Genomic DNA, 19302 nt, shown 5'->3' with positions numbered 1-19302 from the left:
CGAAATGAGGTTCTTGCCCTAATGGTCGAAGTCACGCTCTGGGGCGCGCTGGGCCAGCTCGCCGGAGGCCAGAGCAAGGTCGAGGTCGAGGCCAAGGACATAAGGGAGCTGTTCAGGAAACTGGCTGAACAGTATCCCGGGATTGAGCCCTGGATCGAGAAGGGCATTGCTGTGGCGATTGACGGGACGATCTATCGCGATACGTGGTCGAAGGAATTGCCGAAAGGGGCGGAGATTTTTCTGCTGCCGAGGTTGGCTGGGGGTGAGTGGGGAGGCGACTTCGACATCCACAAGCTGACAATTCGTCGATATGCTTTAAATCTTACAAGCGAGTCTTTGATTACTGTTCTGACTGTCTTTGGCGGAAGATATTTTGAATCGCTCGTGCAAATATGGGCTGCTTTTGACTAAGCCAAAGAGACGCATATCATGATGACGCGCGACGAACGCATCGAGGCCCTTCTAGCTCGTGGCTACTTCCCAAAAGAGCTACCGCCACCATTCACGAGCTTTGACTTTGCCCGCAGTCTTGCCAATATTGTCCCGCACTGGGCGACACATGAGGCAGGTCTGACTGGGCAGCAGCGTCGCCTTTATCCGCCTACCAGTCGATATGCACGGTTCGACATGGCCCGCAAAGGCCACTCACGCCGCATGCTCGGCGTGCCAAATCCGGTGAACCAATATTATTTGACAAGTGCTATCGCTGATCATCAGGACGAGTTTGAAGCGATTTCAGCCAGGTCACCCATCAGCCTAACTTCTACACAAATCAGCCAGACCGGCAATCGGGCAGTCACCTTACCTAAACTGTCCTTGCTGAGTGAAGAACGAATCAAAGCTTATGCAACTGCGCGCGCCATACTACAAACAGACGTTCTTAGCTTTTACCATGCAATTTATACCCATTCCATCCCTTGGGCGCTCCACGGGAAGCGGGTTACTAAGCGCAACCGCAGTACAACGGACCCCGCAGTCTATGGAAATCGCATCGACGCCCTGCTGCGTGCCTGCCAGGACGGGCAAACTATCGGCATTCCGGTGGGTCCCGACAGTTCGCGGATCATATCCGAGCTCATTCTGTGTGCGATTGAACAGCAGATCGGAACGGATCACTTTGCGCGGCTGACAGCCGGCTATCGCTATATGGACGACTTCTTCCTTTGCTTTGCTTCGCATGTCGATGCAGAAGCGTTCCTTGCAGCACTTCGTGAAGCTGTGCTTGGCTTCGATCTTCAGCTCAACGCCTCGAAGACCCAGATAATAGATGCACTTGGCTTTAACGAGGAAAGTTGGCCAGGCGATATCGCTCAGCTGAAGTTGAGTCGTTCAGCTAACGACCAGCGTCGCGATCTCATCCGCTTCTTTAGTGAGGTTATTCGCCTCTCCAAATCCTGGCCTGATGAGAGCATCGCATCCTTCGCGGTGCGTAAGACGTCACACAGCCTCATTCACTCCGCCAATTGGGATGTTTATGAGCCTTTCCTACTGCGAATTGCTCGCGAGAATTCCAACTGCCTAGATTCGGTTATCAAGATTCTCTGTACCTACGCGGCTGCCGGCTATCCCATAGGAGAGCGCATCAAGGATTTCGCCGAAGGAATGATTGAGGAGCATGCACCCTACAATCATCACTACGAGGTTGTATGGACCTTGTGGCTTTGCCGTTCGCTGTCCATTCGTTTAGGAGAACGCGCAACTCAACTGAGCGCGAAGGTCGAGAACAGCTTGTGCGCTTGCCTAGTTTTTATGCTGCGAAGCCGCTCGCTACTAACTGGCCGAGGCGCGATCTCCGACTGGATTGGCACTGTCGATGCTGACGATCTAATGGGAGAGCATTGGATGCTCGTCTATGAAGCCGGAATTCGAAAGGGATGGAAGTTGCCCGGCGCAGAGGCTGCCGTAGATGCCGATCCGCATTTTCGAGTGCTGCGTGATCAGCGTGTTTCCTTTTTCAATACAGTTGCAACTAATGTCGCTCTGGAGCTTCCAACCATCAACCAGTTGCTCGACACGAGCTTAGCCGGGCGCCGTTCAGCAGTGTTATCCGGCAACATCTACGCCGAATCTCGCACACCGCGCCACAAGCGTCGTTATGAAAAGCTCGGCGAGGATTATGGCAACGACAACTCCGGCTGGCGGCCGCTATGGGATGATCTTTCCCTCGACGATGACAACGACTTTGATTTTTGAGCACATAACCCAGATTTCAACGCCTCTTCCTTGGGCTTGTCGTTAAGTAGCCGAGACGGTCAAGCGTCGCGTCGACGCCTAGGCCACCAACGTCGGCTCCGTATTCACCTCCAGCGCCTCTTCCGCTTCGTCATCCTCACCCAGCACATCCCCATGCACCCCCAGCACTCGCCCGATCCAGATCGGATCGACCAGATGGTCGCGCTTGGGGTTGGTGGTGTTGGGGTGGATGAGGATGCTCAGGCCGCCATGGTTCAGCATCAGCCAGGGAACGAGCGTCGCGAAGATCTCGGTGGCGAAGGAGACCTGGTACATGGCCTGTTCGTGCGGGCCGACCGGCTCGTCGCGCCAGTTGCCCAGTCGCACGCGGAAGCGTTCGCCGATGCGCAGGCGCAGCCATTCGGCGTGCTGCCGTTCGGCTTGCCCGTCATAGTAGATGTGGGCGTGATAGCTGGCGATCTCGGCGAGCGGCCTTGGCGGGCTGGCGATGTTCACCTTGATGGCTCCCTCGGTGATTGTCGTGCGGGCAGCGTATACGCAAGGGAGCGGGGTGGCCAAGGGGGAACAGCGTGTGCTCGTCATCTCAATTTCAGGCCAATCGCATAGGCGTTCCCCCACTCCGTCTCGGCTTCGCCGAGCCACCTCTACCCCCACATTCGTGGGGGAGAGGAAATGCTAACCGCCGAGGTCGTGGCCTTGAAAAGCTTGGCATTTCCTCTCCCCCATGGACATGGGGGAGAGGTGGCCGCCCAGCGGCCGGAGTGGGGGCGGGCGCCGCCGTATGCCTATTGCCAGCACTTCATCGGGCGAGGAAACGCTGATCGCAGAGGTCTCTTGCCCCAATCAAACCCTGCCCATCAGCACCAGGATCAGCAGCACCACCAGCACAGCGCCGACTATTCCGGACGGCCCATAACCCCAGGAGCGCGAGTGTGGCCAGGCCGGTACGGCGCCGATCAGGATCAGGACTAGAACGATGATGAGGATGGTGCTGACGGTCATTAAGAGTCCCTCGCCTTGCTGGTCGGATACGGGGGGACAATGCAAAAGGCCGCCCGGTTGTTCCGGACGGCCTTTCGTCTGACTGGTCGAATGCAGCTATTCCGCGGCTTTCGGGAAGGCGATTGCCGGCTCATCGAGCGGACCCGGCTTCGGCCCCGTGGACGCATCCCTTTTCTTGTCGCGGCCGAACAGCCGGCGGAAGAACGCATAGAAGCGGCTGTTCTTGCTGCGCGTGAAGATCATCAGCATGGACGGCGTCACCACCAGCGTCAGCAGCGTGGCGAAGGACAGGCCGAAGACGATCGCCGAGGACAGCGAAATCCACCATTGCGTCGACGGCGCGTTGATCGTCGTCTCGTGATGGAAGATTTCGAGGCCGAGACCGAAGGCGATCGGCAGCACGCCAAGGATGGCCGAGACCGCCGTCAGCACGACCGGGCGGGCGCGTTCGCGGCAGGTCTGCAGCACCGCCTCCATCTTGTCCCAGCCCTCTTCGCGCAGCCGGTCATAGGTGTCGATCAAGACGATGTTGTTGTTCACCACCACGCCGGCCAGCGCGATGACGCCGATGCCCGACATGACGATGCCGAAGGCCTCGCCGGTCAGCAGCAGCCCCAGGAACACGCCGATCGTCGCCATGACCACGCAGGACAGCACCAGAAGCACGCTGGTGAACTTGTTGAACTGCATCAGCAGCACCAGGAAGATCAGGAAGATCGCCGCACCGAAGGCCTTGCCGAGGAAGGCGCTGGCTTCAGCGCTGTCCTCGTTGGAACCGGCCAGCTTCCAGCGTATGCCGCTGTCGAGCTTCATGTCGGTGACCGCCTTGGTCACCTCCGCCTGCACCGCCGCGACCTGGTTACCGGCGGCGACGTTGGCCTGGACGACCACGGTGCGGGCGCCGTCGATGCGGTTGAGGATGCCGACCGTCGGCTCCGGCTTGCGCACGACGAAGTTGGAGATCGGCACCGAGCCTTGCGCGGTCTGCACCCTGAGCTCGTCGAGCGTCGACAGCGTGCGCCGGTCTTCGGGCAGGCGCAGCCTGATGTCGACGGCGTCGTCGGCGCCGGCGGGCCTATATTCCGAGAGCTTCAAGCCATTGGTCACCAACTGCACCACGGTGCCGACCGCGGTCGGGCTGATGCCGTACTGCGCCGCCTTGGCGCGGTCGACCTCGAGCGCCCAGTCGACGCCGGGCGGCGGCAGGCCGTCGGAAACGTCGATGACGCCGGGCACCTTGGCGATGCGCGCCGCGACCGCACGGGCCTGGTCGTCAAGCCCTTTTGGATCGATGGCTGAAAGCCGGAGCTGGACCGCCTTGCCTGTGGGAGGACCGGCCTCCGGCACGCGCACTTCGACATCGACGCCGGGAATGCCGGCCATGACGGTGCGCAGCTCATCCAGGATATTGTTCGCCGATTTGCGCTCGCGCCAGTCGATGAACTCATACTGGATGACGCCGACGACGTCCTCCGGCACGTCCTGTCCGCCGCCCTGCGTCTTGCCGACGCGGGTGTAGACCGATTTCACGCCGGGCCAGCCGAGCAGCCGGTTTTCGGCGATCCTGGTTGCCGTATCCATTTCGGCCAGCGAGAGATTGCCGCGGGCATGCACATAGAGCAGGCCGTAGTCGGGCTCGACGCTGGGGAAGAACTCGACGCCGGCGCCGTATTTGGAATAGGCGAAGCCAACGCCGGTCAAAAGCACGGCGGTAAGCACCAGCACGGTGATGGGGAAGCGCACCGCCTGCTTGACCAGCGCCATGTACCAGCCGTCGCGATTGTGTTCCTCGTGATGCTCCGGCGCCTTGGCGAAGAGCGCGCCCAGCGTCGGCGCGAACACCAGCGCATAAAGCATCGAGGCCGACAGCGTGACGATCAGCGTGATCGGCATGTATTTCATGAAGTCGCCGATGATGCCGGGCCAGAACAGCAGCGGTGAAAACGCCGCGATGCGAGTCATTGTGGCCGCGATGACGGGGCCCGCCATGCGCTTGGCCGCCAGCGTGAAGGCTTCCGCCTTCGGCATGCCTTCGCCCATGCGCCGCTCGGCGAACTCGGTGACGATGATGGCGTCGTCGACCAGCATGCCGACTGCCAGGATAAGGCTGAACAGCACGATCATGTTGATCGTGTAGCCCATCATCGCCAAGAGCAGGATGCCGATCAGGAACGATGACGGAATGGCAAGCCCGATCAGCAGCGAGGCGCGGCCCGACAGCGCATAGAGGATGACGATGAACACCAGGATGACGGCGATCATCACGTGGTTCTGCAGATCGCCCAAAAGCTGGTTGACGAAGACCGACTTGTCCTGCGTGTAGGTGATGTTCATGCCTTCCGGCATGGTCTTGACATAGGCGTCGGACACTTCCCGCACCTTGGCCAGCGTGTCGATCAGATTGGCGCCGATGCGCTTCTTGACTTCGATGGCGATGGCCGGCTTGCCGTTGAGGCGGGTGATGGTCTCGGCATCGGCGAAGGTCGAGCGCACCGTCGCGATGTCCTTGGCTTGCACCACGGCATTGGGTCCGGCAACCACCGGCAAGGACGCGACATCCTCTGGTGTTTCGATCAGCGACGGCACCTTGACCGCGTATTTGCCTTCCGAACCCTCGATGTTGCCGGCGGCGACCAGGCTGTTGGAAGCGCCGACCGCGCCGATAAGCTGGTCGAGCTGCAGGCCGTAGGAGGACAGCTTCATCGGGTCGATGACGACCTCGACGAGATCGTCGCGCGCGCCCTGCAGCGAGCCTTCGAGAACGCCAGGCACTTCCTCGATGCGGTCGCGCAGTTCGCGCGCGGCAGCCGTCAGCACGCGCTCGGGCAATTCGCCCGACAGCGTCACCACCAGCACCGGGAATTCGGAGATGTTGACCTCGGTGACGACGGGCTCTTCAGCCGCCTGCGGCAGGTCGGCCTTGCCGTCCTGCACCTTGGAGCGCGTGTCCTGAAGTGCTGTCGCCAGATTGGTCTGCGGCTGGAACTCGACCAGCACATAGCCGCCGCCCTGGAAGGCGGCCGAGCGCATTTCCTTGAGACCCTTGAGGCTCTTCAGCTTGCTTTCCATCGGCCGCAGCAGAAGGCGCTCGGAATCCTCAGGCGAAATGCCCTGATAGATCAGGCTGACATACATCATCGGAATCGGAACGTCGGGTTCCGCTTCCTTCGGCGTCGACTGATAGGCGACCCAGCCCGCCAGCAGCAGGAACACCAGCACCGCAACGGTCAGCCGGGCATTGTTGATCGCGAGTTTGACGATATCCATGGCCTGTTCTCAAGATTTCAGGAGCCGCATTGCCGCCGGTTGTCCCCGCCCCGGCTGTCCCCGGCCGGGGCCGCTCCGGCGCTACTGCGTTGTCGCTTCGCCCAACAGCTTCTGGATGGTCGCCTGGTCGGCCTCGACCGGCTTGACGACATCGCCTTCCTTGACGAGCTCCTGGCCGGCGACGATGACGCGGGCATCGGCGGGAATGCCGCCAAGCACGAGGCCCTTCGGCGAGTCGTCAACGAGGTCGATCGGGAAGAACACCACCTTGTTGTCCTTGTTGACGGCACGGATGCCGAGATCGCCCTTGTCGCCCAGCGTCACCACGGAGCGCGGCAACATGACGGCATCGGTCGGCTGCGCGCTGAGCGAAATCTCGGCCGTCATGCCCGCCGGCACGGAGCCATCGGCATTGGGCACGGCGATCTCGACGCGGAAGGTTCGGGTGGCCGACGAGGCGTCGCGGCTGATGTAGCGCACCGTGCCTTCGACGGTCTGGCCGCTGACCAGCCGGACAGTGGCCTTGTCGCCGAGCTTGAGATAGCCGAGGTCGCGTTCGCTGACTTCGCCGCGCGCAATCACCGGATCGAGCTTGAGGATGGTTGCCACCTCGCCGCCCTGCATGACCGAACTGCCGAGCTCCACCGGCACCCGGTCGATGACGCCGTCGAAGGGCGCCTTGACCAGATTGCGGTCGAGCTCGGCCTGCGCCGTTTCCAGCTGCGACTGCGCAGCGGTCAGGTTCGAACGCGCCGTGTCGAGCTGTAGCTTGGGCAGATTGCCAGTCTTCATGAGCCGCAGCGATGCGTCGAGTTCAGCCTGGCGCTGCACGACGAGCTGCTTGGCATTGTCGACCATCGAGATCTTTTCTTCCGCCGCAAGCATCAGCACCAGATCGCCGGTCTTGACGTGATCGCCCTGCTTGACCGGCAGCTTTTCGATGACGCCGGCGACACGCGTCGCCAGCACGGCGCGCTTGTCGGCCTCGGTCAGCCCGGAAATGCGGATGGCGCGGGCATAGGTCTTGCGCGGCGGCGTCACCACCGCGACGGTGCGCAGCGGCGCCTTCGGTTCGGCCTCGGCGGTCTTGGTTGCATCCGGTGCCTTGGCCTGATCGCCCGGCTTGGCCTGATCGCCTGCCTTGCCAGCACCTTCGACAGCGGCGCTGCCGACGGACGAGAACGCGCCTGTTCCCATCCAGGCGGCGAAGCCGATGAGCACGACAATAGCGGCAAGCTTGTGAAACCTGATCTTCGGCATCATTGTTTTTCCACTGCGGGGTTCGGCCAAGTCGTTATCCAACAGGAGTCCGTCGTCTAACAGCTACCGTGTCTTCCAACTCGGGCGCGTCGCCGATATGGGTGCGCGCCAGGCCGTGTTCAATTTGCCGTGAACGGCGAAGCCGCGCTTCTACATCAAAGTTGCATCGCAATACAGTCGAAAAGTTGCAGGAACATTGTGCCAGGCGATGTAGTGTGGCCAACGGGAAACGGTTTTGTCAGCGCCCCGTCAGGCGGCGGAACCACAGTCTCGGAACCATACGGGTGTTGGAGGCGCTTTGTTTTCAAGGCGTTTTGAGCACTGACATTCTCCTGTGCCTGCACTAGTTTTTGACGCTCAAATGTGGGCGCGACCTGCGTAGCCACTCAGTGAATGGCAGCAGGCGTCAGTATGATTTTGTATACCGTCACACGCAACGGTTGTTCCGGGACGGAAAGTCATCGGCGCTACTCCGATTTGCCGAACACTTCGCTGATCGTCTTGATCGATCCGGGCGGACTCAGGCCCGCCGGCGTTCGGCGTCCGGCTTCTTGCGGGCGGCGAGAAATTCCTTCACCCGCCGTCCCGGTGCCGGCCCGCGCACCGGTTTGAAGCCGTCATCGAGTTCGCCGGAAAGATCGAGCGTCGGCCGCTTGCCGACGGCGTCGTAATTCTCCTCCAGCCAGTCGCTGGCCGCTATACGGCCAAGGTCTCTGAGATAGCTCAGTAAGGCCCATTCCGCATTGACCTTGGACGACGCCGACAGATCCTTGAACGCCTCGTCGGCATCGATGCGGTGCATGCGGATGTCGCGGTATTCGCCAGGCGGCAGCCGGCCGGCGGCGATCAGCTCCTTGACGAAGGCGATCGAGCGGAATTCGTTCAGCAGCCCGGCATTGAAGGTGATCTCGTCGATGCGGTTCTGGATTTCGTTGGCGCTTCTCGGCGTGCCTTCGCGCACCACCGGATTGATCTGCACCAAAAGCACATCCTCGGTCGCCGCCGTCTTGAAGAACGGGAACAGCGCCGGATTGCCGCCATAGCCGCCATCCCAATAGGGCACGCCCTTGATCTCGACGGCGCGGAACAATTGTGGCAGGCAGGCCGAGGCCATCACCGTGTCGAGGTCGATCTCGCCATCGGAAAAGACGCGCAGCTGGCCGGTCTCGACATTGGTCGCCGAAATGAACAGCTCCATCGACTTGCAGGCGTGAACATTTTTGAAATCGATCTCCTGCTCGACCACGTCGCGCAGCGGGTTCAAGCCCAGCGGATTGGCGACATAGGGCGAAAACACTCGCGACATGGTGTCGAAGAAGAAATAGCCGGGGGTGTTCTCGATCGACCAGTTGCCCCAGGCGACGTCCCACGGCATGCGCTGCACCGGGCTGAAGCGGCCCTTGGCCGCCACCGCGCGCCAGAAATCGTCGAGCTTTTGCCGTGCACCCTCGACGCCGCCGCGCACAAAACCATCGGCCAGCGCCACCGCATTCATCGCGCCGGCGCTGGTGCCGGACACGGCTGAAATGTCGAGCCTGCCATCCTCCAGCAGCCGGTCGAGCACGCCCCAGGAGAAGGCTCCGTGCGAGCCCCCGCCCTGCAGCGCGATGTTGATCTTTTTCGTTTCCTCCGCCTTGCCGTTTTTGGTCATGGCGTTCCTGTTCGGTTTGGTCACTGCTTTCTCATTCCGCCCGGAAATCGGGCGGGTTCGACGGCAGCGGATTTATATTGCAGTGCAGCATATAAGGGATGACCAAGGCAAGAACACGAACACGGTCGCGTGATCACATGAAATTTTAGTCATGGGGAATGGTCCTCCACGCCCAGGTCTTCGCCCTACGAATACCCCCACCCTTGATCCCTCCCCACAAGGGGGGGGGAGACTTGGTAGACGCTGATCTCAGCAAACCACCGACGTTTCGGCGGCGCGCGGCAGCTTCCCTCCCCCTTGTGGGGGTCCGAAGGACGGGCGAGACCCGTGGCTCGCCCCGGCAAGCTAGGGTGGGGTCCTCTTCGCAAAAACCTCAAGCGACAAGCTTCGGCACCGGCCCGACATAGCGCGACTGTGGACGGATCAGCCGCCCTGTCGTCTGCTGTTCGCGCGCATGCGCGATCCAGCCGGCGACACGTCCGGCGGCAAAGACATTGCTGAACGCCTGTGGCGGAAAGCCCGCCGCCTCAAGCACAAGCGCTGTGTAGAACTCGACATTGGTCTGCAGCGAGCGCTGCGGCTTGGCGATCCGCAGCACTTCGAGCGCCGTCTGCTCGACCTGTTCGGCGAAGGCCAGCCGGCGGCCGGTCTCGCCCTCGCTGCCGAGCTGCCGCACCACCCCCTTCAGCACATCGGCGCGCGGATCGCGCACGCGGTAGATGCGATGGCCGAAACCCATGATGCGCTCGCCATGCGCGACCTTCTCGCGCAGCCAACCGGCCGCGTCGCCATGCGCCTGGATTGCATCGAGCATCTCGATCACCGGGCCGGGCGCGCCGCCGTGCAGCGGCCCCTTGAGCGCGCCGAGCCCGGCCAGCACCGACGATGTCAGCCCTGCCAGCGTCGAAGCGACGACGCGGGTGGCGAAGGTCGAGGCGTTGAGGCCGTGATCGCAGACGGTGACCAGATAGGTGTCGAGTGCCCTTGCCAGCGCCGGCGACGGGACGGATCCCTCGAGCATCCTCAGCATGTCGGCGGCATGATCGGCCTTCGCGTCAGGTGCGATCGGCTGCTCGCCACGCGCCAGCCGCAGCAGAGCCGGCGTCAGCACGGCGGGCGCCGCGATCAGCCACAAGGCGTCCGTCAGCGTCTCGCCATCCGGCAGCAGCGCCATGCCGGCGCGCATGGCGCCATAGATCTCAAGCGGTGCGAGCAGCGGCAGCGAGGGCGCAAGCCGCTCGAACAGCTCGACGCGAGCCTCGCCCAGCCTCGCTGCCAGTTCGGCATCGCCGGGAAGGCCGTCGAAGAAGCCGTCGAGCAACAGGCGAACGACTTGCGCATAGCGCCAGCGTCCCGCCAATTCCGGCAGCGAATGACCGCGGATCGTCAGGCGGCCGCCAAGGCCATCGACATCGGAGAGCACGGTCTCCGCCGCCACCACATCATCGAGCCCGTTCGCCATATCTCATCTCCTTGCAGCTTTTCTGCATGGGAGATAAGGGTTGGGCTGCGCCTCGATCAATCTTGATCAATATAATCAATATGTGAGCTAAAAATGTCCGAATGGCTGTCGCGGGAAGAGGCGCTGGAAAGGCTCAAGGTCCGGCCGCAGACGCTCTACGCCTATGTCAGCCGTGGCCGCATCGGCATGCGGCCGGATGAGAGCGACCCGCGCCGCAGCCAGTACCGCGCCGACGACATCGCGGCATTGGCGACCCGCCGGGCGCGGGGCCGCAGTCCCTCGGCCATCGCCGCGAGCGCGATCGCCTGGGGCGAACCCTCGATTGTCACCGCGATTTCGACTGTGCTGCACGGTCGACTGATCTACCGAGGGCAAGACGCCGTTGCGCTCTCCAAATCGGCGACGCTGGAGGAAACCGCCGCTCTGCTGTGGGCCTCGGCCGAACCGGTGACGTTCAAAGCTCCGTCACCTGAAGCGCCTCATCCAGTCGGCCGCGCCTCGGCCTTTGCGCAGCTTGCCATGCTTGCAGGCCACGGGCGGCCTTCGCTCGGGCGCAGCGCCGCCTCGCTGTGCACCGAGGCCGCGCGCACAGTCGGAGCGCTGGCGCAGTCGCTGGGCGCTGAAGCCGGCACAGCGCCCGTCCATAAGCGCCTGGCGCAGGGCTGGTCGGTGGATGATGCCGGCGCGGAAGCGATCCGCTGCGCCCTCGTCCTGCTCGCCGATCATGAACTCAACGCATCGACCTTCGCCGCCCGCGTCGCAGCGTCCACAGGCGCCTCGCCTGCCGCATGCCTGCTGGCCGGCCTGGCAACGCTGTCCGGCCCGCGCCACGGTGGCGCCGGCGAAGCGGTGATGCAACTGGCTGAAGATGCAGCAGCCCACGGCGCGGATGCGGCGATCCGGCGCTGGCTCGGCCATGACCGGCCCTTGCCGGCGTTCGGCCATCCGCTCTATCCCGACGGCGATCCCCGTGCCACCGCACTTCTGGCAGTCATCCCTGTCGACGAGACGCTGCAACAGCTGCAAAAAGCCGCTATGGCGGCGGTCGGTGCCCAGCCCAACATCGACTTCGCCCTGGCCGCACTAACGCGCGGCCTTGGCTTGCCGCGCGATGCACCGTTCCAGCTGTTTGCGCTTGGACGCAGTGTCGGCTGGGCCGCGCATATGGTCGAACAGATCATTAGCGGCAGCATCATCAGGCCGCGTGGCCGCTATGAGGGACGCGTGACTTAAGCCGACCTGGCCGTGTTCCCGAACCGCTCGCGGTACGCGACGGGCGTCGTGGCGAACTGCTGACGAAAATGATGCCGCAGCGTGCCTGCCGCGCCAAAGCCGGCGGTCTCGGCAATGCGTTCGATCGGCATGGCGGTGTCTTCCAGCAGCGTGCGCGCCCGCGAAAGCCGTTCCGACAGCAGCCAGCGCGCCGGCGTGACGCCGGTTGCGGCCGCAAAGCGGCGCAGAAACGTCCGCTCGCTCATCCCGGCAAGCTCGGCCAAGATGGCGACGGGATAGTCGGCGGAAATATCGGCGCGCATCCTGTCGATCAACGGGCCAAGCCGGCTGCGTTCGTGCGGCTCGGGAACGGAGCTCTCGACATACTGCGCCTGGCCGCCGTCGCGATGCGGCGGCACCACTAGGCGACGCGCCACCATGTTTGCCGCCTTGGTGCCGAAGTCGCGCCGGACCAGATGCAGGCAGAGGTCGATGCCTGCGGCACTGCCTGCCGATGTCAGCACATTGCCCTCATCGATGTACAAAACGTCCGGAATCACGGTGATGTCGGGGTACATCTCCGTCAGCTTCTCGCTGTAGCGCCAGTGCGTCGTCGCTCTTTTGCCCGCAAGCAGGCCGGCCGCCGCAAGCACGAACACGCCCGAACAGATCGAAAGAATGCGAGCGCCGCGCTCGCTCGCCTTCCGCAGCGCCTCGATCAGCGCCGGCGGCACCGGAGCCTCCGACCCGCGCCATCCCGGTACGATCACCGTGCCGGCCTGGCCGATCAGATCGATCCCGCCGTCGGCAACAATACGCACGCCGCCCAGCGCGCGCATTTCACCGGTATCAATACCGGCAACCGCAAAACGGTACCAATCCTCACCCATTTCCGGCCGGGGCAAGGCGAAGATCTCAACCGCCACGCCAAACTCGAACGTGCACAGCCCGTCATAGGCAACGGCAACGACAAGAGGGTTGGCAGGGCGCGGATTGGCAGAGGATGGCATGATCTTGACGATATATGGCAAAGCTGCCAGCTGCAATCGCCCTGCTTCCTGTCTTATCTCTCCGTCGCATCAGCAATGGAGATACGAGGATGAGCCACGTGACAGACATTGCGGCGGCATCGCCGGAAATCGCCCGCGACCATTTTCTGCGCCGGCTTTCCGTCGAGACCGACTGTTCCGACGTCGCCGCCGCAGTGCGTGCCGGAGAGCCGGACTTTGTTCTCCTGCATGTGGTCGGTTCGCCGGAAGCCTATGGACGCCGCCATGTGCCCGGCGCGCTGCATCTGCCCCACCGCGAAATATCGGCCGAGCGGATGGTGCAATGGCCCGAAAAGACGCTGTTCGTCGTCTATTGCGCGGGACCGCATTGCAATGGCGCGGATCAGGCGGCCTTCAAGCTGGCCAGCCTCGGTCGTCCCGTGAAGATCATGATCGGCGGCATAACCGGTTGGCAGGACGAGGACCTTCCTTTCGCTTCAGGCAAGGAGCCCGGTGTCTTGTACGCGTGAGGCCAAGGGCAGGCTGCGCGGCAGCGTCCACGCGATATGGTCGGGCTGGAGCAAGCATGCAGAAGGCGATGGTTAGAATTCGTCCATTCGTGCGCCAGGATGTCGGTGCGGTGCTCGCCCTCATGCGGGCGCTAGCTGTCTTCGAGGGTTATGACGACAAGCTTCGCATCACCGAAGCGAACCTCCTCGAGCACGGGCTGGGACCATCGCCCCGGTTCGGCGTGTTGGTGGCGGAGCGAGAGGGCGTGATCGTCGGCATCGCCGTCCACTACCTCATCCCCTGGACCTACGACCTGAAGCCGGTTGTCTGGCTGAAGGAACTCTACGTCACTGAAGCGACGCGCGGCATGGGGGTCGGCCATGCGCTTGTTGAACAGCTTCGCCAACACGCTTTGAGCATTGGCGCCTCCGCCATCAAATGGACGGTGCTGAAATCCAACTCGCCGGCCAAAGCCTTCTACCGCTCGCTCGACGGCCAGCCCGACGATATCTGGGAACCGTGGCAGCTGAAAATCGACCCGTGACGGCCGCCTCGACCAACTGAGGGCGGTCGACCATGCGGCGGTCGCTTACGACATCGTATCGAGCTTGCGCTGCATGGCGGCGATCTGTTGCTTCAGTTCCTGAAGGTCGTCGCCGCTCTTTTCCGGGACGTCCTTGCGGGCCGGCTCGGGTGCAGCCGCGGCCGCAGCATTTGTGGCGGCGGTCGGGAAGGGCGTGAACAGGCGCATCGCGTTCTGGAACATTTCCATGTTGCGGCGTGTCTGCTCTTCCAGCGCCTTGATCGGCGTGGCGATCTTCATCACATCCAGCGGCGACTTGCCGATCGCGCCCTTCATCTGCTCGCGGAACCGCTCCTGCTCCTTGGAGAAGGCCATCATCGACTGTTCGAGGAAGCTCGGCACGATCTGCTGCATCTGGTCGCCATAGAAAGCGATCAGCTGGCGCAGGAACGGGATCGGCAGCATGTTCTGCCCATCCTTGTTCTCCAGTTCGAAGATGATCTGCGTCAGCACCGGATGGGTAATGTCGTCACCGGTCTTGGCGTCCTGGACGGTGAACTCCTCGCCCTTCTTGACCATCTCGGCCAAATCCTCGAGCGTCACATAGGTGCTGGTGCCGGTATTGTAGAGCCGGCGATTGGCATATTTCTTGATAATGATAGGGTCGTCTTTCGCGGCCATCAGCATCCTCCCGGGACACCGGCGCGCCTGAGTAAGCCGCCGGTAACGATTGCGCCATTTTTAAGGATATGCGCAAAAGCTCTATAATTCCAAGCGCTTTGTGCAGTGCGGCATCATTTATTGCTGCATGGCCGGCCAATTATGCTGCGCAGCAAACGTTGGGCGATCCCGCCGGCCGCTCACGCCCTGCTTGCGGCGCTTGGCCGGCATGCCCATTTCCGGTTTGACTTGGGGTGTGGAACGGGCAAGAAAAGTCCCAACAAGCCCCCAAGAACACGACACCTCGAAGTCTGGAGAGAAAAATGTCCGCTTCCAATTCAATCGTCGTTGCCAGCGCCGCACGCACGGCTGTCGGCTCCTTCAACGGCGCCTTCGCCGCCACCCCGGCGCATGAACTTGGCGCCGTCGTCATCAGGGAGCTTTTGGCGCGCGCCGGCGTCGAGCCGGGTGAAGTCGACGAGGTCATTCTCGGCCAGGTGCTGACCGCCGCGCAGGGCCAGAACCCCGCCCGCCAGGCGTCGATCAATGCCGGCCTGCCCAAGGAGACCACCGCCTGGGGGCTCAACCAGGTTTGCGGCTCTGGCCTGCGCGCCATCGCGCTCGGCATGCAGCAGATCGCCGCCGGCGACGCCACTGTGATCATCGCCGGCGGCCAGGAATCGATGTCGCTGTCGCCGCACGCCGAGCACCTGCGCGCCGGCGTCAAGATGGGCGACTACAAGATGATCGACACCATGATCAAGGACGGGTTGTGGGACGCCTTCAACGGCTACCACATGGGCAACACCGCCGAGAACGTCGCCCGCCAGTTCCAGATCACCCGCGACGACCAGGACCAGTTTGCGCTGGCCTCGCAAAACAAGGCCGAGGCCGCGCAGAAGGCCGGCAAGTTCAAGGACGAGATCGTCGCCTTCACGATCAAGGGCAGGAAAGGCGACACTGTCGTCGACCAGGACGAGTACATCCGCCACGGCGCCACCATCGACGCCATGTCCAAGCTGAAGCCGGCTTTCGACAAGGACGGCACCGTGACCGCCGCCAACGCGTCGGGCATCAATGACGGCGCCGCCGGCGCGCTGCTGATGAGCGAGGCTGAAGCCACAAGGCGCGGCATCACCCCGCTGGTGCGCATCGCATCCTGGGCGACGGCCGGCGTCGATCCGGCGATCATGGGCACCGGACCTATTCCCGCCTCGAAGCGGGCGCTCGAGAAGGCCGGCTGGTCGGTCAAGGACCTCGACCTTGTCGAGGCCAATGAAGCCTTCGCCGCGCAGGCCTGCGCCGTCAACAAGGGCATGGGCTGGGATACGTCGATCGTCAACGTCAATGGCGGCGCCATCGCCATCGGCCATCCGATCGGCGCGTCGGGCGCCCGCGTCTTCAACACGCTGGTTTTCGAGATGCGCCGCCGCGGCGCCAAGAAGGGCCTCGCCACGCTCTGCATCGGCGGCGGCATGGGCGTCGCTCTGTGCGTGGAAGCGCTGTGAAAGAGAAGTGAGTAGTGAATAGGGAGTAGTGAATGGGGAAGAAGGAGCAGCGCGGCGGGATATCGATCCCTACTCGCTATTCCCTACTCCCTATTCCCTTCTTCCGACCAAAGGGAGGAAGAACTTTCAATGACCAAAGTAGCGCTCGTCACCGGTGGATCGCGCGGCATCGGCGCCGCCATATCGATCGGCCTGAAGAATGCCGGTTACACCGTTGCAGCCAACTATGCCGGCAATGACGAGGCAGCGGGGAAGTTCAGCGCACAAACCGGCATCAAGGCCTACAAATGGTCGGTCGCCGACTACGACGCCTGTGCCGCCGGAATCAAACAGGTCGAGGCCGATCTCGGCCCGGTCTCGGTGCTGGTCAACAATGCCGGCATTACCCGCGACGCCATGTTCCACAAGCTGACGCGCGAGCAGTGGAAGGAAGTCATCGACACCAATCTGTCTGGGGTCTTCAACATGACGCATCCGCTGTGGGGCGGCATGCGCGACCGCAAATTCGGCCGCGTCATCACCATTTCCTCCATCAACGGCCAGAAAGGCCAGGCCGGCCAGGTCAACTATTCCGCCGCAAAGGCCGGCGACATCGGCTTCTCGAAGGCGCTGGCGCAGGAGGGCGCGCGCGCGGGCATCACAGTCAATGTCATCTGCCCCGGCTACATCGCCACCGAGATGGTCAAGGCGATCGACGAGAAGGTGCTGAATGAACGCATCATTCCGCAGATCCCGGTCGGCCGCCTCGGCGAACCGGAAGAGATCGCGCGTTGCGTCGTCTTCCTCGCTTCCGAAGACGCCGGCTTCATCACCGGTTCGACCATTACAGCCAATGGCGGCCAGTACTTCGTCTGACGTCATGCCGCACTCGGCAACGCGCCGATTCGCCTGACCGTCGCAACTGTCAGGCGGCGAGCTTCAGCCCTGATTTGGCCTCAGGCTTGCTGGCGGCAATTAAGCCAGGCGCCTTTGCGGGCGCCGGCAGCCGGGCGTTTGAGGCCCGACTGAGACCCGACAGCTTCAGCGCAATGCGACGCTTCACGAACGGCAGAAGATTCACCAAGGAAAGCGACAGGTTGCGGACGAACCGCTTCACCGGATTATGGGCAAGCGCCATCTCCGTCATCTTCCCCGCAAGATCGAGCACTTCCTGAGCCGCTGGGCGGCGCAGCTTTTCGTATAGGTCGAGTTCCGTCGCCGAGCGAATGCCGTTCACCACATCGCCAAGCAACTGGCCAAGCACGACCGCGTCGATGATGCCGGTATTCATGCCCTGCCCACCCGCGGGACTGTGTACATGCGCGGCATCGCCCATCAGGAACAGCCGGTCGTTGCGATAGGCCCTGACCAGACGATGATGCACGCGAAAGCGCGAACTCCACGTCAGATCGAGCACGCGGGCTCTTGTCGTGGTTGGCCCGCGGCTATCGAGCAATGCCTGGATGTCGGCGGTGCCGGGCTTTTCCGGCGCATCCTTCATCGTCGCGACGACGCGGTACGAGCCATCCGGCAGCGGCGCCACCACCACCAGGCCCGCCGGTGCGAAAAACAGCGACACTTCGGCCGGTCCTACAAGCCAGTCCAGGCGAACGTCGGCCAGCACAAACGAACCATCATAGGCCTCGCCATCGAACTCGATGCCGGTCGACTTGCGCACCAGGCTCTGCATGCCGTCGGCTCCGACGACGTATCGCGCCGAGATGAGTTTTTCGTGGCCCTGCTCGACCACTGTCACGCGCGCGCCGTCACTGTCTTGAGCAACGGCCACAGCCTCGACCTCGCGATGAATGACGCCACCCAGGACCGCGATCCGTTCAGCGAACACCTGCTCGGTCACGTTCTGCGGCAGCATCATCAGGTAGGGATGCTTTGACGGCAGCTTGCCGAAATCGAGCTTGAGCAGCACCCGGCTCCGATCGCGGATGGCGAAATCGTCGAGATTCACGGAAAGCTCACTCAGCCGCTGCGTGACGCCGAGCGGCTCCAGTGATTCCAGCGTTTGCGCATGGATGACCCCAGCGCGCGACGTTTGCAGACCCTGCGTCAGTTTGTCGATCAGCACGTGATCGACGCCAGCTTGATGCAGCGCGATTGATAGCGCCATACCAGTCGGGCCGGCGCCAATGATAAGGACTTCCGTTGTCTCAGGCAGCATTCCCCATCTCCATTTATCAACGCGTGTTGACTTCTAGTAAGTTGGATTGCATTTGTCAACGGCTGTTGGCATATGAATCTGGATGAACGAGAAGCAGCCGAACAAGCAGACCAAGTCGGACCGAACACGAGCCCAAATCCTTGAAGCCGCACGCCGGCTTTTCTCCGAGCACGGCTATGACGGCACCTCAATCCGCGACGTTGCGGCGCAGGCCTCGATCGATCCGGCCATGGTGATCCGTTATTTCCACAGCAAGGACGAGCTGTTCGCCAGGGCCGCCGTCGTGGACCTCCAACTGCCGGATCAGCGGATAGACCCTACCGCCATCGGTGAAACGCTGATCAGGCGCTTTCTGGTAAACTGGGAAGGTCAGGCCAACGGGCCAGGCATGATAATCCTGCTACGCTCGGCTGCGTCGAACGAGCACGCGGCCGAGAAGGTCCGCGACGTCTTCGCCAACCAGGTGAGGCCGATGGTTGCATCGATAGGCGACCCAGCGGACGCCGGACGGCGCGCCGGGCTGGTTGCCAGCCAGTTGCTGGGCCTGGCGACCTGCCGATACCTGTTGCGGCTTGAGCCCGTCGTCGCCCTGTCGCATGAGGAAATCATCCGGAATGTGGGACCGGTGTTGCAACGTTATGCAACAGGCCACGACGCGGCCTGAACCGGCGGGCACCGAGTGCTGTCGCGGCGATTGACCCGTTCCGGCACGCAAACATTAACGATTTCTAGGCGCCCTGTGCAAAACCCGGTTCGCAAGCTGTGAATTCTCGGTGGACAAGCTGTGGACAACACAACATGTCGGGGTGAACAAACCAGGAAAATCCCGCCATCGCCGATTCGTCACCCATTCGTTCCGGCTTTGAGCGGAACGTTAACGACCAAGGCCGAATACCACCGGAAAATGGTT

General features: G+C 62.7%; 16 protein-coding genes and 1 pseudogene. 8 read left to right on the top strand and 9 right to left on the bottom strand.

The window, feature by feature from the left end:
* Positions 1–21 precede the first annotated feature (21 nt).
* A pseudogene (locus NL532_RS32150) lies at positions 22–264 on the top strand (MoaD/ThiS family protein); the annotation flags it as partial.
* Positions 265–429: 165 nt separating this feature from the next.
* Positions 430–2193 (top strand): RNA-directed DNA polymerase, encoded by a 1764-nt coding sequence (locus NL532_RS06100; protein ID WP_023828362.1) that lies wholly within the window; start codon positions 430–432, stop codon positions 2191–2193.
* 78 nt (positions 2194–2271) lie between these two features.
* On the opposite strand, the gene NL532_RS06095 is transcribed toward NL532_RS06100, so the two are convergent.
* The 6 genes from NL532_RS06095 to NL532_RS06070 all read right to left on the bottom strand — a co-directional run bounded on the left by NL532_RS06095 (position 2272) and on the right by NL532_RS06070 (position 10835).
* The gene (locus NL532_RS06095; protein ID WP_286487955.1) at positions 2272–2688 is read right to left on the bottom strand and encodes a DOPA 4,5-dioxygenase family protein; all 417 of its coding nucleotides are present in this window, start codon (positions 2686–2688) and stop codon (positions 2272–2274) included.
* A gap of 348 nt (positions 2689–3036) precedes the next feature.
* The gene (locus NL532_RS06090) at positions 3037–3195 is read right to left on the bottom strand and encodes a DUF3309 family protein (protein WP_023828279.1); all 159 of its coding nucleotides are present in this window, start codon (positions 3193–3195) and stop codon (positions 3037–3039) included.
* Between the two features lie 96 nt (positions 3196–3291).
* Positions 3292–6462 carry an efflux RND transporter permease subunit gene (locus NL532_RS06085; protein ID WP_023828280.1) on the bottom strand — a complete coding sequence of 1057 codons (3171 nt, stop codon included), beginning with the start codon at positions 6460–6462 and terminating at the stop codon, positions 3292–3294.
* 81 nt (positions 6463–6543) lie between these two features.
* Positions 6544–7722, bottom strand: coding sequence for an efflux RND transporter periplasmic adaptor subunit (locus tag NL532_RS06080; protein WP_023828281.1), 1179 nt, complete (start codon positions 7720–7722; stop codon positions 6544–6546).
* A 520-nt stretch (positions 7723–8242) separates the two neighbouring features.
* The gene (locus NL532_RS06075; RefSeq protein ID WP_023828282.1) at positions 8243–9373 is read right to left on the bottom strand and encodes a patatin-like phospholipase family protein; all 1131 of its coding nucleotides are present in this window, start codon (positions 9371–9373) and stop codon (positions 8243–8245) included.
* 373 nt (positions 9374–9746) lie between these two features.
* Entirely contained in the window at positions 9747–10835 is a 1089-nt protein-coding gene (locus tag NL532_RS06070) for a citrate synthase/methylcitrate synthase (RefSeq protein WP_023828283.1), read from the bottom strand.
* Between the two features lie 93 nt (positions 10836–10928).
* Here NL532_RS06070 and NL532_RS06065 point away from each other — a divergent pair, with 93 nt between their 5' ends.
* Positions 10929–12068, top strand: coding sequence for a citrate synthase (locus NL532_RS06065; protein ID WP_023828284.1), 1140 nt, complete (start codon positions 10929–10931; stop codon positions 12066–12068).
* Here the strand turns inward: NL532_RS06065 and ftrA are convergent.
* A complete protein-coding gene (gene ftrA, locus NL532_RS06060) occupies positions 12065–13057 on the bottom strand; it encodes a transcriptional regulator FtrA (RefSeq protein WP_023828285.1) in 993 nt (330 codons plus the stop codon). The genes NL532_RS06065 and ftrA overlap by 4 nt on opposite strands.
* A gap of 89 nt (positions 13058–13146) precedes the next feature.
* On the opposite strand from ftrA, the gene NL532_RS06055 reads away from it, so the two are divergent.
* Together NL532_RS06055 and NL532_RS06050 are read left to right on the top strand one after the other, a co-directional pair.
* Entirely contained in the window at positions 13147–13566 is a 420-nt protein-coding gene (locus NL532_RS06055) for a rhodanese-like domain-containing protein (RefSeq protein WP_023828286.1), read from the top strand.
* A gap of 56 nt (positions 13567–13622) precedes the next feature.
* Entirely contained in the window at positions 13623–14090 is a 468-nt protein-coding gene (locus tag NL532_RS06050) for a GNAT family N-acetyltransferase (protein ID WP_032899979.1), read from the top strand.
* A gap of 45 nt (positions 14091–14135) precedes the next feature.
* Here the strand turns inward: NL532_RS06050 and phaR are convergent, their stop codons facing one another.
* Entirely contained in the window at positions 14136–14750 is a 615-nt protein-coding gene (phaR, locus tag NL532_RS06045) for a polyhydroxyalkanoate synthesis repressor PhaR (RefSeq protein ID WP_023685813.1), read from the bottom strand.
* Between the two features lie 302 nt (positions 14751–15052).
* Between phaR and NL532_RS06040 the strand changes: the two genes are divergently transcribed.
* Both NL532_RS06040 and phbB read left to right on the top strand, forming a co-directional pair.
* On the top strand, positions 15053–16237 hold the full coding sequence (locus NL532_RS06040; protein ID WP_023673832.1) for an acetyl-CoA C-acetyltransferase: 1185 nt from the start codon (positions 15053–15055) through the stop codon (positions 16235–16237).
* Between the two features lie 129 nt (positions 16238–16366).
* On the top strand, positions 16367–17092 hold the full coding sequence (phbB, locus tag NL532_RS06035; protein WP_023707257.1) for an acetoacetyl-CoA reductase: 726 nt from the start codon (positions 16367–16369) through the stop codon (positions 17090–17092).
* A gap of 49 nt (positions 17093–17141) precedes the next feature.
* Here phbB and NL532_RS06030 read toward each other — a convergent pair whose 3' ends face one another.
* Entirely contained in the window at positions 17142–18392 is a 1251-nt protein-coding gene (locus NL532_RS06030; RefSeq protein ID WP_023828288.1) for an FAD-dependent oxidoreductase, read from the bottom strand.
* Between the two features lie 82 nt (positions 18393–18474).
* Here NL532_RS06030 and NL532_RS06025 point away from each other — a divergent pair, with 82 nt between their 5' ends.
* Positions 18475–19056: a TetR/AcrR family transcriptional regulator gene (locus NL532_RS06025; RefSeq protein ID WP_023693613.1), complete on the top strand. Its 582-nt coding sequence runs from the start codon at positions 18475–18477 to the stop codon at positions 19054–19056.
* The last annotated feature ends 246 nt before the right edge of the window (positions 19057–19302 follow it).

It is taken from the genome of Mesorhizobium sp. C120A (genome assembly GCF_030323105.1).
Lineage (GTDB): Bacteria > Pseudomonadota > Alphaproteobacteria > Rhizobiales > Rhizobiaceae > Mesorhizobium.
This window is presented reverse-complemented; position numbering and strand designations above follow the sequence as displayed.

What these genes read in the sequence shown, in the direction of transcription:
- NL532_RS06030 (WP_023828288.1), bottom strand. Translation starts at nt 18,392, where the DNA reads ATGCTGCCTGAGACAACGGAAGTCCTTATCATTGGCGCCGGCCCGACT.
- NL532_RS06100 (WP_023828362.1), top strand. Translation starts at nt 430, where the DNA reads ATGATGACGCGCGACGAACGCATCGAGGCCCTTCTAGCTCGTGGCTAC.
- NL532_RS06070 (WP_023828283.1), bottom strand. Translation starts at nt 10,835, where the DNA reads ATGGCGAACGGGCTCGATGATGTGGTGGCGGCGGAGACCGTGCTCTCC.
- NL532_RS06075 (WP_023828282.1), bottom strand. Translation starts at nt 9,373, where the DNA reads ATGACCAAAAACGGCAAGGCGGAGGAAACGAAAAAGATCAACATCGCG.
- NL532_RS06050 (WP_032899979.1), top strand. Translation starts at nt 13,623, where the DNA reads ATGCAGAAGGCGATGGTTAGAATTCGTCCATTCGTGCGCCAGGATGTC.
- NL532_RS06055 (WP_023828286.1), top strand. Translation starts at nt 13,147, where the DNA reads ATGAGCCACGTGACAGACATTGCGGCGGCATCGCCGGAAATCGCCCGC.
- NL532_RS06090 (WP_023828279.1), bottom strand. Translation starts at nt 3,195, where the DNA reads ATGACCGTCAGCACCATCCTCATCATCGTTCTAGTCCTGATCCTGATC.
- NL532_RS06065 (WP_023828284.1), top strand. Translation starts at nt 10,929, where the DNA reads ATGTCCGAATGGCTGTCGCGGGAAGAGGCGCTGGAAAGGCTCAAGGTC.
- phaR (WP_023685813.1), bottom strand. Translation starts at nt 14,750, where the DNA reads ATGGCCGCGAAAGACGACCCTATCATTATCAAGAAATATGCCAATCGC.
- phbB (WP_023707257.1), top strand. Translation starts at nt 16,367, where the DNA reads ATGACCAAAGTAGCGCTCGTCACCGGTGGATCGCGCGGCATCGGCGCC.
- NL532_RS06040 (WP_023673832.1), top strand. Translation starts at nt 15,053, where the DNA reads ATGTCCGCTTCCAATTCAATCGTCGTTGCCAGCGCCGCACGCACGGCT.
- NL532_RS06085 (WP_023828280.1), bottom strand. Translation starts at nt 6,462, where the DNA reads ATGGATATCGTCAAACTCGCGATCAACAATGCCCGGCTGACCGTTGCG.
- ftrA (WP_023828285.1), bottom strand. Translation starts at nt 13,057, where the DNA reads ATGCCATCCTCTGCCAATCCGCGCCCTGCCAACCCTCTTGTCGTTGCC.
- NL532_RS06025 (WP_023693613.1), top strand. Translation starts at nt 18,475, where the DNA reads ATGAACGAGAAGCAGCCGAACAAGCAGACCAAGTCGGACCGAACACGA.
- NL532_RS06080 (WP_023828281.1), bottom strand. Translation starts at nt 7,722, where the DNA reads ATGCCGAAGATCAGGTTTCACAAGCTTGCCGCTATTGTCGTGCTCATC.